Consider the following 16953-nt stretch of genomic DNA (forward strand, 5'->3'; position numbering starts at 1 on the left):
TCGTAGGAGATATCCTCTTGCGATTGTGGGGTGAGAAATTGAGTGCGAATGAGATAGGCGGTCAAGCTGCTGGACAAGCAGGGGGAGCATTGAAAAAAGGCGGTACAAAAGTAGCCTCTAAAGCAGTAGGAAAAGCGGGGAAATACCTAAAAAAACTACTCATGAAATTTTTGAAACAGCTTGTATTATCGATTGGTAAGCTTATTGTCTCATTGATAGGCCCTTGGGGATTGGTAATAATCTTAGCTATTCTTCTTACTTTAGCTGCCCTCTCTGCCATTCCATTTGCGGACTGGTTTTTAGGTGGGAATGCTCGTAGTGAAGAGCAACATGCGGCGGATGTAAAATATGAAAAAGAGTTCAAATCCGCAGCTGATAAAACAGTTGCTGAACTTTGGGGGATTGAAGCAGATAAAAACTGGCTCAATCAAGTTGTGAAGACCGTAAAACCGAGTTGGGGCATACCTGCATCCCTTGTTCGCTATGAAATTATGGTAAATGAAAAGAAAGTTGAACTTTCTGATTATAAACCCGAAGAACTGATTAAGAGCTTCCAACCCTCATTTTCTTATACTACTGTCTCCGATGATAAGGAAAGAACAAAATCTATTGTAGCGTGTACGGTTACGACTACAGATGAAGAGGGTAACTCATCTACTCATACGACAACTGAGGAGACCCGGTCAGAAAGCAACAGAAAGACACATGATGTACTATCAGATATTACATTAGATTACGGCCATATGAATATTAAGCCCCTGAAGCTGTACTATCCTGGGGGTACAACGACAATAACAGATCAATGGGATCTTGTGGGTACAAGTACTAGTGGTGATTGTACTACGACAACCTATCAGCAATATGATCATACTACTGTCGATGATCGCTATGTCCCGGACTTTGTGGTTGATGGGGTAAAGTTCCAGCAAATACTAATTAACCTCGGGGTAGATAAAGATGATATGAAATTATTCTATGAGTTTATATCCGTTGCTGATCCTGATTGGAATCCTGCTTTATATGGAGGTAAGGCATCAGCGAACTATAGTGGTAATTGGTTGCCAGGCACAGCTTCAGTTCCTGCTGTGGTCTTGAGGTATGAATCTATAGTAAGGAAGTATCTAGCAATGGTAGGGTTAGAGGAACATACTCAGTTGCTGCTAGCCATGATCATGCAGGAGTCTGGAGGCAAATTGCTAGATGTTATGCAATCTTCCGAATCAATTGGGAAACCGCGTAATTATATTACCGATCCTGAATTATCAATCAAAGTAGGGGTAGATCACTTCTCAACAGTATATAAAGCTGCTGGGGGAGATGTGGAAATAGCACTCCAAGCGTATAACTATGGTTTAGGTTACGTTAAATATGCACTAAACGCTGGTGGATATTCTAAGGAAAATGCATTAGCGTTCAGTTTAATGATGCGAGAGAAAAGTGGCTCAAAGGGATATGGTGATCCCAATTATGTAGATAACGTGATGAGATACTACAATGCAACAAGTACGGTCATAAAAGTTCCGAATGATGGTCAGATATTTGATGTCCAAGAGGTACTAGACGTTATGACAAAATATCTTGGGCATCCATACTTAATGGGTGGAAGAGATCCATTTGGAGCAGGTATTGATTGTTCAGGTCTTATAGAATTTGCTTTTAGGCAAATCGGAGTTAATCTGTCGGGCTCTGCAAGAAATCAATATGATAAAACAGTTGAAATAAGAGCCGAAGATGCCAGACCAGGGGATTTTGTGTTTTGGTCTACCTATAAGGCGGGTCCTTCACACATAGGAATGTATCTTGGAGACGGCAAGTTTATTAATTCAGGGAGTACGTATGGCGTAAGTATTGATACAATGCACCGTTGGAGAAAGATACCTTTTCTTGGATATCGTCGCCTTGTTGAAAAATAAAAACCGAAAGGAGTATTTTCAAAACTATGAAAAAAAGAAGATTTTATGCATTATGGTTAGCAATTGTCCTATTAGGCGGAGTAGGTATTGGCTCGTTTGCTTATACTAGTAGCCTCAACCAAGAAAAAATGAAAGAACAGATAATCATGCAACAGAATAGGCTATTTGTTGAAGGATTCTTTAACTTTGAAACGACAAATCAACGTTACAAAGCTATAAGACCTTATACAACTGAGAAGGGATATAGATCTACATTTCCTTCAGGAATAGAGCTGCCTCCTGATAGTGAAATTCATTCAACGGTAAGTGACATGAAAGCTTATTTACAACATGATCCTTCTTCTGATAAAAATCAAACTGAAGTCTTGAATAAGTTTTCACTTACTACAGAATTTAATGGGATAGGAAGTGTGCAAACAATTGTCATGAAGACAGTTCTTTTGGATGAAGGACGTGGAGATGGCTGGAAAGTAGATGATATAGAGATGATTATTCAAAATACCCATTAATAACAGCGTTTGAAAGGTGGATAATTTCATTATGCATGAGAATATAATGCAATCTGTCTTCCAAGTTATTCGACTAGCTCAGATTGTAGGGATTCCTGTTTTTGCTTGTTTATTTGGACTTGGATTTATACTTTTACTGACTGCCGGGAAAAACCCAATTCGAAAACGAAGAGGCCTGCTTTTTGTAATTGCGTTTGGTTTTGGAACTTTCCTCATTGCATACGTACCGGCGATTGTTCATACGTTCGTAGGGGACGCACCCAACCAAACCTCTACTGGACAATCAGTAAAGCAACTTGTCGATTCAACCATGCCATTCGGCTCGATCATTTTTAATGGACTTAAATGGATTGCCATTCCTGTAACGGGAACGATGTTTTATATCGGTATTTTTGTTCGTTTGATGGCTGCAAAAAATCCAGGAAGAAAGAGAATGGGTGTTGGACTCGTAATGTTTTCGCCACTCACATTGGGAGTAGTATTACTTATTCCTAAATTACTTCCAAGCTTATAGATGAAATTAATCTAAAAAATTGTATCTGGCGGGATATCTCAAGAAGATTTATGAATCTCTAACTATGCCCAGCTTCTCAGAGTGATAGTTAAATCTTAATCCTAGTGAAACTCTCGCTGGAACTTTTGAGTTCATGATACCGATTAATGTAGAATCCATACTTTTCATACGTATTGTTCAAAGAACGAGGGTATTTCCTCGTTTTTTGCTTACTAATTAGTAGACATACGTGATTAGAACCAATCCCGTAAGGATAGTAATGATTTTTTTGATGCATCAATTATGATATGATTTGGATAAATGATTCTACTATCTATATATTGGGATTGATATCAATGTTGAATAACTTATCTAGAGAAGAAATAGAGAAAATTCACGCTGAAATTATGTTTAAATTAGCAGCACCATTTCCTCCTAAAACGGTCGAATTCAAGAATGCAAATGCACGCAGCGCGTATATTCCTGTTCATCCCATTCAATATAGGGTAAGGTCAGCTGCCGGACCATATTGGTCTTGGAGAATTACTACGGATAAACCCATCTACCATGAGGAAACGGATGAAATTGAAATGCGCGGTGTCTTGAACATTCTGAATTCAAGTTCTGAAGGACAAGGATTTGCAGTTCTAGAACGGGATAAAAGTAATAAAAAAATTCAATTCTATAGGGAATCTATTCGTTCAGCGGTAAGTGACGCTTTTCGAGATGCGGCAGATTATTTTGCAGTAGGACATCAAGATTTAGCACCCTATCGTAAATGGGCGGAAAACCCAGGAGTTGGACTTAGAAGCTTGGAAGATCAGTCTGAAGGAAGTACTCTAACAGACACGGGCAATATTGAAGTGAAATACTGCCTTAAATGTGGCGTTGTGCTCTCACAAGATGATTTAGACTATCTAAAGATAGTGCGCTGGAACAATACAGTCTGTAAGGAACATGTTCCAGTTCATCAAAAGAAAAAAAACGATCCTAACTTTTTAGACGGTTAATATCAGTGATAGATTCAAGGCACTCAAGTACAACAGTCACGTTCTTAGTAATATGTTCTATATTTTAGTGTTTTCTGTTATAATAATTTTTATTAAATGAATAGATACGACAGCCGGAAGCACCGCTGATTAGGATTATCCTAATTTGTAGGTGCTTCTTTTTTTTCAAAATGATTAATGGAGGAGTAATTTATGTTAATGGAAACACGTATTCCAAGTCGTTTTATCGGTATGTACCCAGGAGAATTTATGGTCGTTGGATTATCCTTTAAATCAATGCAAGAGAGGATACTACCAAGTGGAGATACTAGATTTAAAATCGGAGATATTGAAAAACCTTTAGATATTATTGCTGCTCTTCATTTGAGTGAGCAACATTTGTTGAACTGAACACATGTGAGAAGTTCAGAAGATGGATAAATAACCACCTGCTGATTATGTAAAGGATACTACAATAAAAATCATTGAATTAGTTCCAGTTATTCTATATAATTAACTTAATTGAATAATATGGACACCTACGTGGAAGAACCCGGGGTCATTGGATAACAATCCAATGGCCCCTTTTTGCGTTCGTTTGTTTCATTCAATGATACATAAAGAGGAAGGGTGAATTAGTTTGAAAAGGGGAAAGAAAGTATTCTCATTTTTTATGGTGCTGGCAATGTTAGTGTTCTGTTTACCTATGCAGGTATTTGCTGAAGAAATAGGTGAAAGTCGGCTTTTTAGTGTTGATTTTTCACCAAGGGTAGATATGAATAGAGAATTTAATCCTGATGTCTATACATATACGACATCCGTCAATACTTCCGAAAAAAGTATCGCGGTTACACCTTATGCCATGGACTCAAATACTACAATTCGTGTTAATGGAACTGTAGTTACCAATGGTACACCTTCATTACCGATTTCCCTTGATCATGAAATAACTTTAATTACTATTGAGGTGCAATCCATTGATGTGCCGAGTAACGTTAAAACCTATGTGTTTTCTGTTAAAAAAACGATAAATCTGGACGATGCCGGCTTGAAATCGATTGTGGTTGAGGGGGCAACACTTGATCATCCATTTAGTACAGAAAAGTCCTACTACACTGGACGTGTAGAGGCTACTCAATCGTATGTGAGTGTAAAAACAACAGCATTCAATAGTGCTATAACTAAGATTAATGGTAACTTAGTTAGCTCTTCAGGAAGTCTGGTTGTGGAGATGAAAACGGGAATCAATACAATCTTTGTTGAAATGACTTCCCTAAATGGTGCATCTAAATCTTATACATTCGTTTTAACCAAGTCTGAAGCCAATAACAACGCTAATATCAGAAGTATACTCATTAATGGTAAGTATTTTGCAGAGAACGGTTCAGTTTTTGTAGATTATGTGAGCTCCAATGCTACTAATTTAAATGTCGTCATCAACCCATCCGATAACTTTAGCTCGATCAATATGGATGGTAAATACGTTACGGTTGGATCCTCAACAAACTTAAACCTAAGACAAGAAAGTATTAATGTATTCCCCATTGTCATTACTGCTGCTAACGGCATAACTACTAAAACTTATAATCTTCATATTATCCGCCTAGGCACATCGAATTCTACTACGGGTGATGTCAATAATAATGCTGCTTCTGGTACCTCATATGCAGGGAACACTAGTCTTACGGTAGATAGTAAGGGAGATGTTGTTGTTACTGATGGTGCTGGTGCAACCACAACGCTCTCCAGACAAGGGTCGGGTCGTTTACACTCGGTCAACTTGGATACTCAAGCTATCCAGAAGATACTCCGTTCAAATTCTAAAGTTTCGGAGATCGTAGTGGACTATTCTAAAAAAACAGGTTTGAATGATTCATTAAATTTGAATATTGATAGTACTTTAACTAAACTGCTTCAAGATCGAAAAGTAAAGGTCAAGCTCATGTCTATAAATGGATATGCTACAGTGGATTTAACTCTTTTGAGAGATTGGAATAACGGAGGTAGTATAACCATCTCACGTGCCAATATTGGAGTGAGCTATGAGGATGAATATATACCTGCTAGTGGTTTTATCCGTTTTGAATATACCGGTGGTCCTTTAGGTGTATACAATCCTCTGGACATAGAAATTCCAATCTACAGTGACGCTGATGTTAAACTAGCCAACGTTTATCGTTTCGATGAGAATTCAGGATTTACGTTAATCCCTAGTACAACAGAGGAAAAAGTGAAAAGATCTAAAGGAGTAAGTGATGGCGACTTTATTGTCATGAACTTCAAAAAAAGCTTTACAGATATAAAGAATCATTGGTCTTTTAAGCTCCTTGATTTTATGTCAAAAAAGCAAGTTATCTCTGGTTACCCCGATGATTCATTTAGACCTGATCGCTATGTAACACGTGCTGAATTTACTTCAATGCTTATTAAAGCCATTTCTGAACACTTGGATACAGTTAATGTGGGAGAGGAGCCCTTTTCTGATGTAAATACCAATGACTGGTATTATGCTGTAGTGGATGAGGGATGGAAGGCAGCTCTAATCACGGGTATTACCTCTGACTCCTTCGGACCTAACCAAAATATAACTCGTGAACAGATGGCAGCCATAGCGGTACGTGCACTTAATCAATTGAAAACACTGCCTGACATGACAAGCACTCAGGCAAACAGTATTTTAGGAAAATATAATGACTCTAAAGTGGTTAGTTCTTGGGCTAAAGTTGATCTTGCCACTGCTATTGATCAAAAAATTATTGATGGGATTGGAAATAACAAGCTTGCGAGCAAAGATCTAGCAACACGCGCACAAGCAGCTGTGATCGTGTATAAAGTTTTAAATGAATCAATTGGTTTCTAATTGCTAAACCAGGAGGTACTTTTATAGGTGCCTCCTTTTAGCGTCTTTATTACATGTTCTGCTCACTAATTCAATATGTTTCCAATCAGCTTTTGAAAGTGATTTTGTATGTCAATTGTACAAGATTTTAAATTTTGAGAACTTCAAGGATCAATCTTTGAAGTTTTATTTACCTCTGCTCGAGTGTTATCCAGATGCATAACACGAAAACACATAACTTCCTGTAGTACTTCTCTAAATTAGCTAGACGATTTACTTTCATTTAAGGAGATACATTTTTTTAGGTTCTAGAAAACTACTTAATACAATTCAAAAGTTTCATGATATCCAATTCTCTATTTTGGATAATTTGCCCAAATTAATTTCTTGCTTTATAATATATTTGTATTATTTTATCAATAAATTCATTATTCTGGAGGTGAATATTGTCGGTCGTTATTTCTGATAACGATTTTACTTATAAACATTAATTAGAGGAGGAACTAACAGGTGATCATAAAACGACGGAAAATACTCACCATTTCAAGTGCCATTATTTTATCATTTTCATTGCTTTCTGGAGCAGCAGCGGCAGAAAATACTGAATTCGAGGAGAGTCCTTTTTTAAGTAATGGTGCCTTGGAAACCATGGATCCAGAGTTTTTGGAACAATTGGAGTATAGTGATGCAGTTGTGAATAAACATAAGAGATACCGGCAATCTAATAATCTTGACTATTCTGAGGAAACTATCCGGGCAGCTCTTAATTCCCCTAATGCAACGAATACAATCCCTAAATATAGTATAGCTCTTACTGAAGAAGAGGAAGCTTATATTCAGGAAAGAGATGAATTGATGGTCAAATATGGTGATGAAATTTCAAAAATGATGAAGGAGAATGGAGTTACCATAACCAGCGGACCCAACAATGAAATTACTGAATCTTATAGTGACATTGGAACTTTTTATCAAGAAAAGTCTAACGGTTTGAAGTTTGTCATAAGCTTCTCGGTAATAAACGAAGAGACCAACAGAATTAAAAAAGCTATTGAAGACTTAGTTCCAGCTGAATATTTAGAATTTCGGGAAGCGAACTTTTCGGAAGCTGAATTGGTGAGCGCATATGAAGGACTTATAAAGGAAAGCAGGGAAGCAGGTATCGCGTTAGAAGAAGTAACCGTTGCCGTAAAAGAGAATTCTGTCATAGTTAAGGTAGAAGATCAGAAAAAAGTTGATCTAATAGAAGAAAATATTTTAAAAAAAGAAACTTCTATTAATTCCTTGAAAGCGTATAAACCCAGTATTTTCAAAGTAGTTGTTGGAGAAGCCAATGACAAACTAGAAGCTCGGACTTCTACATTGAATACGATGGCAGGAGGCTTGCTGATTGTCAATAATAGTGCTGACTCCAAAACAGGAACAGGCCCGTTTTGTACATTAGGTACCTTAGCTACAAAAGGAAATGACCGCTTTATTATTACAGCTGGTCATTGTTTTGACTCTTGGGGATCAAACGTATATCAGGGCGGTGAACTAATAGGTACAAAGCATTATCAGTATGTAGGAGATAAAGCAGACATCGGTGTTATCAAAGTAGACGCAGGAAAAAAGATTTCAAACTATGTCTACAAGTATTCGTGGACAGATAGCAGAATTACTTCGTATCAATCTAGTCCAAGCTCGCTTGATGTTGGTGATAACATTTGTATGTCTGGGGCAAGATCAGGTTTCTTGTGTGGAGAGGTTACTAGTTTAAATACATCTATGAACGGAGGAAGTGGGTACATTCAAACTGACATAGACTCAGCAGGTGGAGACAGTGGTGCACCTTATTGGTATAACGGAGTATTGATGGGTATCCATTCAGGAGGAGAGATAAGTGGGACTCCATTTACAAGGTTTACACATATCGCAAACGCAATAGCTTATGGCGGGGTATGGACACCATACACCTCTAATACGGTGAAGTGAATATAATTGATTTTAGGAATGAAAAAAAAGTCGTCAGTGCTCTCTTACTACAGAAGAGCTGACGACTTTTTTAATATATTCATGTGAAATTTAAAAAGATTTATGCTAGCTGTGTTATTTAGAATCAATTAGTTGAATTTCTTGTGCAGTAATTGTTGGAGGCATAGTGTCCAATTGTTCATTTTCGACCTTGAAGCGAATTTTGGAGCCTACCTTTAGATCTTGAATAATTTCATCAGGATCACTGACATTTTTTAGGTCTAGCCAAAATAGGTCATATTTTTGGGATTTAATGATGTCTTGAGACGGTTGCTCAGCTATCTTGTTTAAATTAGACGCTATTTCAGGATTATCTAAATCTTCAGTGATTAATAACTGTGTGACAGAAGTTTTTTCGTGTTTACCTAATACTATGGCTTCCATTGTAAGTGTAGAATCTGTAGGTTGCTTTACGTTATTCTTACTTATAGATTCGACATTATTACAGGAGCCAGATAATAAAAAAGAAATGATTAGTACAATAGGTGCCCAGCGCATAATTTCACCTCCTTATTAATACAAGTACAGACGATAGTGAGATAACAAAAGTTGCAATATTTTCAATTTTTTCTAAGTGGAGTACGCAAACTTATATATTCCATATCCAAATTCAGAACAAAACCAAACGTTGAACATGCCTACTGACTTGTCATAACCAGTCGTGGGATAGGGATAGACAAGAACATAGGTTAATTTTTAATAACATTCTATTCTAACTGGAAGTTAATTCGAAAGCGGATAGAGAAGGAGAACGTGGGATATACAGGGAAAAGGCTGAAAAAGCAAAAAGTAGCAATTATAAAATTTTACATTTGTTATACAATACTCTCCTCACACACAAAAAAAAGGAGGACCCATAAAAAGGAATTACCCTTGTTCACGCTTTTTAACTTATTATTAATTGCATTCATAATATCCTAACAAATATCTAAGTTTCTTCATTTGCTTAACTATTATTTATATTCAGTAATATATCACTTAATATATTACTGAATATAAAACTGTTCCATTTATTTGTTCCACGAGCCTTATATACAGGACGAAGGGTTAGTCCCTACAGGATAGTGAAGATTCCTCGCTGCTGTCGCCCGGAACGATACATCCCAGAGCATGGGGAGTGGAGGTGCACCCTTGTAGCTATCTCAGGCAAAACCACGTGGGATTCTGACGGGAACGCGATCCTGTTCCTTTGGATGAAGATACAAGAGGGAAGGCCCGACGATGGCAACACCACTTCCTATTTACTGTGATTCAGCGAATTAAAACGCCGCTTGTTGTCTACCAGCTGGGCAGCGAGTGGTACGATGACGATAGGACTTTACCCATAAGAAGAACACATAATTGAGCAAGGGATTTCTTAGTTACTGTTGTTGTTTCTTTACGGAACACAATTAGTTACATAATTTTGCTGTGAGCTCCAATTAGAGCGTCTATGGTAATTTAAATATGCACATAACTAATCAGACAGCGTTCTTTACGTTAAGATAACGAGAAACGTTAGTTATATAAAACGAGGAATCAGCCGATTATATTGATTGGCTGTCTTGTTCAAGTAACAACCAGGATAGTTAAAGATTATTTGCCCCGAACCATAAAGCAAATAATGGCCAATTGGAGAATTGCACTAAGGGCTGCTACTTAATAAATCAGGTCGAAAAAAATGCGTCATATTTGGAGATTCTAAATGTTGACGGTAAGTACTATCGAAAAAAATTTTATATCATTATATGCTCTTCATAGACACGTTATATTTAGGAGGAGATAATAATGAATAAAAAAATTACAGATCTCGAAACTCTTATAAAAACAGACTATGATAATATTGCGGGTATTGTCGTGATGCACGGTGGTGAAAAAGTCTATGAAGGCTATTTCGACGGCTACACTGCTGGTGATGCTATTCATATTGCATCGGTGACAAAGAGCGTTGTTTCTGCATTGATTGGCATTGCCATAGACAAAGGGTATATTAAAAGCATAAACCAGAAAATATTAGAATTTTTCCCCGACTACACGGTCAAACGGGGAGAAAAATCGATACAGCGCGTTTCAATAAAAAATATGCTGACAATGACTGCACCTTATAAGTACAAGTCGGAGCCATATACAAAGGTATATACAAGCGATGATTGGACAAAAGCTGCTCTTGATTTGTTGGGCGGAAAGGGCGATTTTGAAGGGTTTAATTATTCAACCATCGGTATACAGATTCTCTCTGAAATTCTCGTAAAAGCAACAGGTCAATCTTTGCTTGCTTTTGCCACTAAAAATCTGTTTGATCCACTTGGAATCAAAGCACCCCATAATGCGTTTGTACATTGTAAAGAGGATTATATGGCTTTTCTTAAAGATAGATATGTTCGTGGTTGGGTGGTGGATCCTAAAGGCACGAATACTGGTGGTTGGGGGCTGGCCATAACACCACGGGATATGGCAAAAATCGGACAGCTATACTTAAATGGAGGCACTTGGAACGGCGAGCAATTACTATCCTCAAAATGGATCGAGGATAGTACCAAAGAAAACAGTCAATGCGGAGAGTTGTCTTACGGCTATTTATGGTGGATTCTTGACAACAAGCAAAAAGGTTGTTATGCAGCTTTGGGTGACGGTGGAAATGCGATTTTTGTAAATAACGAGAAGGAAATAGTAATCGCTATAGCTTCTCGTTTTATGCCTCGAGCAAAGAATCGAATTGAATTGATTGAAAAACATATTGTACCATTATTTGAGAATAGTCAGTCTGATGTTAGATAGTCAGGGAGCATGTATATGAAGAGAAACGAGATAAAAGATAAGTTTTAAAGGAAATAGATCATATTTTAGTTACACTTACGCTAGATCATGCTTTGGGAGAAGATGTAGATGGTGAAAGGGTAGGACCTAGTCCTGTTCTATAAGAAGTCACTAGGAGTGCATTAACTGTTAACTTATGCTTAAACATACATCAAAACTTATGGCTGTATTAACCTACCCGTTAGCATAATGAAATAACAGCAGACTAAATAGCAGACATCAATTATCGTTCTGTTTCCATCGACTTCAATAAGATACGGTTCAGTGCTTGGGCTTAACAGCAAGTTTTTCATTCGGTTCTTTCGATGGAGTGCTGTTAACGATTTCAAATTCACTGAATGGTATGACTAAATCTTCTACAACAGGGCGAGTAAGCCTCAGGCGACTGATCGGATCGATTGAGAATGTGAAAGAAACTCCGAAAGCCCTTTAAATTCAAGGAGTTTCGGAGTTCTTTTGAGAACCAACCATGATCATTGATTTTTTCATTTCATAGATTTGCTAAAGGACAAGCTTCGTTTTCTCGTCATACTCCTCTGTGTGGAGTAACCACTGCACATGTCTGTACCCGTTTACTCCGAATACGCAGGTACACATTGTTGGTAGTATTGGAGCATGTGATAGATATGCGCTTCATTCGCAATCAGGGTTGTTAGATCCTCGCCCAAATAGTAAAAATCTGGATGTATCCGAGTCGATTAACATAATTTTCCCACCATATTGAATTGTTTGGAAATGAACCGCTGTTTTAATGGGGCTCATTAAGCTAAGTAACTTGTTACAAGATTGGAATGACTACAATAGTTTCAAACGTTTGTCCGGCTGTTGTGGTAATATGACCACCATACTTTTCAGTGATTTGTCGGACGTTGAGAAGGCCAATCCCGTGAAATTCTTTATTTTTCTTAAATTTATTTTTAATCTCATAGGAATTTACGATCTGAATGGTCAACATATGATTGTGAGTGAAAATCCGAATCGATATAAATCTTTCTTCAGGTGTAATAAGAAGTTGCGCAGCTTCAATTGCATTATCCAAAATATTTCCTATCACAATGCATAAGTCGTAAGAGTCAATCGTATCTAGAGTGTCTATGCTTACTTGATACTTAATCTGTATGTTTCTCTCCTTGGAAATACTAATTGCATTATTTAATAAAGCGTCAATGACCAAGTTACCTGTAGCTATTGATAAATAAGAGTTTCCCATCACTTGCAAGGTTTTGGTGATATGCTCAAGTGCTTTTTCCTGTTCTCCTATTTGAATGCAGGCACGAATATAAACGAAATGTTTATTTGTATCGTGGATAATGCGTTTAGTCGTTTGAAATGAATTCGAGATTTTTTGATAGCTTGCATTTTGATAATCAGTTTGTTTGTGTAATCGTTGTAATTCATCCTTCATCTGAAAACTTTCAATCAATTGATCAAATAGAAAAATAATGGTGATATTGATCAGTAAGATACCAAAGACTGAAAAAATATACATAATGTTTTCTTGCGCATGGAAGAAAAGCGTATTTAGAATGAGAAGACTGACAATATTAATGAGTCCAAGTACAAGATAGTACCATTTGTTTAGCTTATAATCACGTTGCCGTTTAAATAGCTTGATCAACATAATGAACAAGAAAAAAATAAGCGATGAAAATAACAAAATAAGTAGACGTGTTTGCTGACTGCTCAAGTCAACATCACTTGGAGTTAGTTGTGCTTGTGTAATAAACACGTATGAGAGAGTTTCTGCGATGAAACCTAGAATGACGTATAGAACGGAAAAAATCACTTTCGATTCAATCCGAGAAGTGTAACACCAAGAAATGATAAATGCACTGCTGATTGATAGTAAGCCTGTTATTAGAACAGGAAAAAAAGAAACTGAGGATAGATAAATCGTCGTACCACTCAGAAAATAATGAATAATAATACGTCGTCTTCTCTGTTGGGAAGAGCCAAGTAATGCAAAAAAATAACGGTTTAGCAGAACAAGTTGCATGAGAGTCGTTCCTAAAAATGAAAGTAAAGTCAGTGTCATATAATAAATTTACCTGCCATGTATTTAGCATATGTATCTTTAATTTGCTTAATTTGCGTTCGACTTATTGGGAAATCCAGTTGATTGCTTGTTACTACTGAATTAGCTGTGAACCCTCGAATATAGTCCATATTGACAATGACTGATCGGTAAACGAGTAGAAAGGGGATTCCTAATTTCACCGAATAGGATGAAATCGTACCTGTTATTAGAAATTCTTGATCAGTTGTGATAACTTGAAGTTTGTTTTGTACCAGAGAGTGCTTCAATTTTGAGATGGCAATGATTTCTGATATTGGCACAATGTTCTGTCCACGCTGGTCTTTTAAAAACATAACTTGCTTGGCAGTTGAACTGAGGTGAGCACATAGGCGCATCATTTTCGATTCAAAAACATCATATGTTAAGGGTTTAAGTAAATATTGAAAAGTTAATACATCAAAGCTTTCCATTACATAGTCAGGGTAACTGCTTAAAAATATGATCGTTACATCGTTGTTGGTGAGTGAACGTATTTGTTTAGCTGTTTCCAGTCCATTAATTCCTGCCATTTCAATATCAAGAAAGAGGAAATGAAATTTTTCGAAATTTTTACATAAGTAATGTTCAAGTAGCTCTTCACCTGAAGAAAAATAAGTCAAGTGAAATTTGCAGTCATTATTTCTTTCGAATTCACTAAAGAACTGACTTAAACCTTCGTGAATCTCTTTATCGTCGTCACAGACCCCTCCGAATAACACTTCTATTTCCCTCCTATTCATACCATTTATTTAAAGTATAACGAATTTAGACTATAGATCAACAAAAGAGTAGTTACAAAGTCGTAGCAAAATTGGCATAGTTCTCAAACGGTCTTTACTAGCTTGGAGAAAAATGCTTTGGTTTTTAGCACCAAACTATTCTCAAATATAATTTGCAAAGACCCTTGAGATAAATTCATTCTCCAAAAAAGTATATGAGTAAACAAAAAACATCAAAAAATGCAATTAGCATATAATTTAATACAGTTGGCATATTATGTATTCCATAAATACGGCTATCCCTATATCTTTTTGTTAGGGGGATAGAAGAAAATGATAGAGTCGTTGGTTAACGCTACAAGTAAACAAATGATTCGACACAATGTGATTAGTCAGAAGGATTTACCAATTATTCGGTATGGGTTACAGGCGATGACCGAGACTCTGCTTATAGCCAATACAATGATACTCGTTTCTATTTTTGGTGGACAGATACTAGAAGCTCTGGCCTGGATTGGAACAGTGTTCATAATAAGAAGTTTAGCAGGAGGGAGACACGCCGGGACATTCTTACAATGCTATTTCATATCTGTAGGTGTTTTTATAGCGTGCATGCTCGTGGTGCATTTTCTTGAGAATTCTTTCATTTCTTACATGATAGCCTGGGGGGCAGCGTTCCTGTTAATTTTATCTCAGGTATTATTACGTAAACGATTAAAGCAAGTAAAACTGCAGAAAATAAGCACTCTTATTACTGCTTTTTTTATTTTTATATATGGTATTTTACTTTGGTTTCAAGTCACAGATAGTATCATGTTAGCAAGCTTGTTAGGTTTAGTCGCTTCACAACTATCTAATTTTTTGGGAGGAAATTAATTATGAAAATAGCTCTGATCAAGAGTTTTCCATGGAAAGTCATTAGTTTATTTGCCATTGCCTTTGTTGTGTTACGAACTAACACAATGTGCTGGTGGATAGCTCATGAACCAGAAATGCCGGAGGAAGTGAGAAAAATGCAATCATTCTAAATTCTAAATTTATTCAAATTTAGGGTGGGAGTAGATATTTATATGGATTGGTATGTTCTCTTTGTTGAAACGGGAAAAGAAGATGTCGTACGATCATTCATTAGTAAAAATTTCGACAAGGCTGAGATTCGAGCAATTGTACCAAAACGGAAATTGATAGAGCGAAGATTAGGTCAACCTTACGAGGTTTGCAAAACGATGTTCCCTGGCTATGTGCTTGTAAATGCTCAAATGAACACGAAAATTTACTATGAACTCAAGCGAATACCGAGTTGCTATCGATTGCTGAATCGGTGCCATAGTTCTATCCATAATAATGAACAGAGGAGTGTAATCTGCAACCCGGGAGAAACACTCGAAACGTACACCTTCTCAAAAATTGAAGAGATCGAGATGAGATTGATCCTGCAACTCATTGGGGAGAGTGAGATAATTGATTGTTCAGCTCTATACATAGAAAATGCAAAGGTAAGAGTATCTAGCGGGCCTTTGAAAGGAAAGGAAGGGATCATAAAAAAAATTGATAAGCGTAAAAGGAGGGCAAGAATTGCTTTGAATTTTATGGGACATGAAAAGTTGCTAGATGTTGGTATTATTTTGTTGGAAAAACTATCGGAGAATGAAAATGTCGGGCCACATTAAAAATTCAAGGTAAAACTAATCGCTGCTTCGGTACGTTGGTGGAGCTTTGTTGACATATGCTTGGTCGAGTAGTGTATATGTTAAATATAGACGATGGGGCGAAGCTGTGTCCAAATCTCAATAGACAATGATCAGAATAACAAAACTAAATAGTGAATAATTTAATCAGATTGGTAGGTATCGTATTTGTTAAATTACTGTCCTTCTTTTTTATTGCAAGAGATCAGAATGAGCAGACCAAAGAGTAGCTTCAAAGCAAGCATATGCATTGGACGATTTGCACTCAACACGTTTTCTAAAGAAACTATTCATTACTTGCACGAAGAAGAATTGGATTACTACAGTAGTCTTCAAATTGAAAAAAGAAAGAGAAGTTTTTTGATGGGAAGGTTCTGTGCCAAGAAAGCTATCCAATTGTATACAGATTTCGGGGATTATCGAAAAATTATAATCCGAAGAGGGGTTTTTCAGCAGCCGGTTGTTAATATGCCGTTATACTCAAATATTCAGGTTAGCATTACACATTGTAACGATATGGGGGCTGCTCTTGCTTTCTCAGAAGAGCACGCAATGGGAATTGATATTGAAAAAATATCGAGAGATGCTTCTGCAATTGATTCCATAGTGACGATAAAGGAAAGAAACCTTATCAAGACGTTAAGTTTGGACTCCTATGTAGCTTTATACTTAATGTGGACAGCTAAAGAGGCATTATCCAAAATATTGAAGACAGGGTTCACAACACCGCCCCAGATTTTTGAAATCAATAGGATCGATATACATTCGGATCATGTCTCAAGTGAGTATACGAATTTCTCACAATTCATGGCTACATCCTTTCAAGCTGGTTATTATATGATTTCTATTGCGCACCCGAAGCGAACAATTATGGATTTACAAACGTTAAACGATCTAATCTATAGAATGCATGCAATCAGCTCCTTTCATTGATGACAATG

General features: G+C 36.8%; 15 protein-coding genes. 12 read left to right on the forward strand and 3 right to left on the reverse strand.

Features of this window, described 5'->3' with window-relative positions:
- Window positions 1-17: 17 nt before the first annotated feature.
- The 7 genes from BLS69_RS23560 to BLS69_RS23590 all read left to right on the forward strand — a co-directional run bounded on the left by BLS69_RS23560 (window position 18) and on the right by BLS69_RS23590 (window position 8714).
- The gene (locus BLS69_RS23560; RefSeq protein WP_256332401.1) at window positions 18-1913 is read left to right on the forward strand and encodes a bifunctional lytic transglycosylase/C40 family peptidase; all 1896 of its coding nucleotides are present in this window, start codon (window positions 18-20) and stop codon (window positions 1911-1913) included.
- 26 nt (window positions 1914-1939) lie between these two features.
- Entirely contained in the window at window positions 1940-2422 is a 483-nt protein-coding gene (locus BLS69_RS23565; protein WP_091037057.1) for a hypothetical protein, read from the forward strand.
- 31 nt (window positions 2423-2453) lie between these two features.
- A complete protein-coding gene (locus BLS69_RS23570) occupies window positions 2454-2936 on the forward strand; it encodes a hypothetical protein (protein ID WP_091037060.1) in 483 nt (160 codons plus the stop codon).
- Window positions 2937-3271: 335 nt separating this feature from the next.
- Window positions 3272-3925 (forward strand): hypothetical protein, encoded by a 654-nt coding sequence (locus BLS69_RS23575; protein ID WP_091037062.1) that lies wholly within the window; start codon window positions 3272-3274, stop codon window positions 3923-3925.
- 192 nt (window positions 3926-4117) lie between these two features.
- On the forward strand, window positions 4118-4315 hold the full coding sequence (locus BLS69_RS23580; protein ID WP_091037065.1) for a hypothetical protein: 198 nt from the start codon (window positions 4118-4120) through the stop codon (window positions 4313-4315).
- A gap of 229 nt (window positions 4316-4544) precedes the next feature.
- The gene (locus BLS69_RS23585; protein WP_091037068.1) at window positions 4545-6764 is read left to right on the forward strand and encodes an S-layer homology domain-containing protein; all 2220 of its coding nucleotides are present in this window, start codon (window positions 4545-4547) and stop codon (window positions 6762-6764) included.
- A gap of 489 nt (window positions 6765-7253) precedes the next feature.
- Window positions 7254-8714, forward strand: a complete 1461-nt coding sequence (locus BLS69_RS23590; RefSeq protein ID WP_091037070.1) for a S1 family peptidase — start codon at window positions 7254-7256, stop codon at window positions 8712-8714.
- Between the two features lie 114 nt (window positions 8715-8828).
- On the opposite strand, the gene BLS69_RS23595 is transcribed toward BLS69_RS23590, so the two are convergent.
- The gene (locus tag BLS69_RS23595; RefSeq protein WP_091037073.1) at window positions 8829-9251 is read right to left on the reverse strand and encodes a hypothetical protein; all 423 of its coding nucleotides are present in this window, start codon (window positions 9249-9251) and stop codon (window positions 8829-8831) included.
- A 1269-nt stretch (window positions 9252-10520) separates the two neighbouring features.
- Between BLS69_RS23595 and BLS69_RS23600 the strand changes: the two genes are divergently transcribed.
- Window positions 10521-11510 carry a serine hydrolase domain-containing protein gene (locus BLS69_RS23600; RefSeq protein WP_091037076.1) on the forward strand — a complete coding sequence of 330 codons (990 nt, stop codon included), beginning with the start codon at window positions 10521-10523 and terminating at the stop codon, window positions 11508-11510.
- A gap of 817 nt (window positions 11511-12327) precedes the next feature.
- Here the strand turns inward: BLS69_RS23600 and BLS69_RS23605 are convergent.
- Together BLS69_RS23605 and BLS69_RS23610 are read right to left on the reverse strand one after the other, a co-directional pair.
- Window positions 12328-13584 carry a sensor histidine kinase gene (locus BLS69_RS23605; protein ID WP_091037078.1) on the reverse strand — a complete coding sequence of 419 codons (1257 nt, stop codon included), beginning with the start codon at window positions 13582-13584 and terminating at the stop codon, window positions 12328-12330.
- Window positions 13581-14324 carry a LytR/AlgR family response regulator transcription factor gene (locus BLS69_RS23610; RefSeq protein WP_176872973.1) on the reverse strand — a complete coding sequence of 248 codons (744 nt, stop codon included), beginning with the start codon at window positions 14322-14324 and terminating at the stop codon, window positions 13581-13583. The genes BLS69_RS23605 and BLS69_RS23610 overlap by 4 nt, the downstream gene beginning before the upstream one ends.
- Window positions 14325-14657: 333 nt before the next feature.
- Between BLS69_RS23610 and BLS69_RS23615 the strand changes: the two genes are divergently transcribed.
- The 4 genes from BLS69_RS23615 (at window position 14658) to BLS69_RS23630 (ending at window position 16945) form a co-directional block, all read left to right on the forward strand.
- Entirely contained in the window at window positions 14658-15200 is a 543-nt protein-coding gene (locus tag BLS69_RS23615) for an accessory gene regulator B family protein (RefSeq protein WP_091037084.1), read from the forward strand.
- 2 nt (window positions 15201-15202) lie between these two features.
- Entirely contained in the window at window positions 15203-15352 is a 150-nt protein-coding gene (locus tag BLS69_RS23620) for a cyclic lactone autoinducer peptide (protein ID WP_091037087.1), read from the forward strand.
- A 42-nt stretch (window positions 15353-15394) separates the two neighbouring features.
- The gene (loaP, locus tag BLS69_RS23625) at window positions 15395-15994 is read left to right on the forward strand and encodes an antiterminator LoaP (protein ID WP_091037091.1); all 600 of its coding nucleotides are present in this window, start codon (window positions 15395-15397) and stop codon (window positions 15992-15994) included.
- Window positions 15995-16222: 228 nt separating this feature from the next.
- Window positions 16223-16945, forward strand: coding sequence for a 4'-phosphopantetheinyl transferase family protein (locus BLS69_RS23630; RefSeq protein ID WP_091037094.1), 723 nt, complete (start codon window positions 16223-16225; stop codon window positions 16943-16945).
- Window positions 16946-16953: the final 8 nt, after the last annotated feature.

Source organism: Paenibacillus sp. CF095 (assembly GCF_900101225.1).
Classification (GTDB): domain Bacteria; phylum Bacillota; class Bacilli; order Paenibacillales; family Paenibacillaceae; genus Paenibacillus.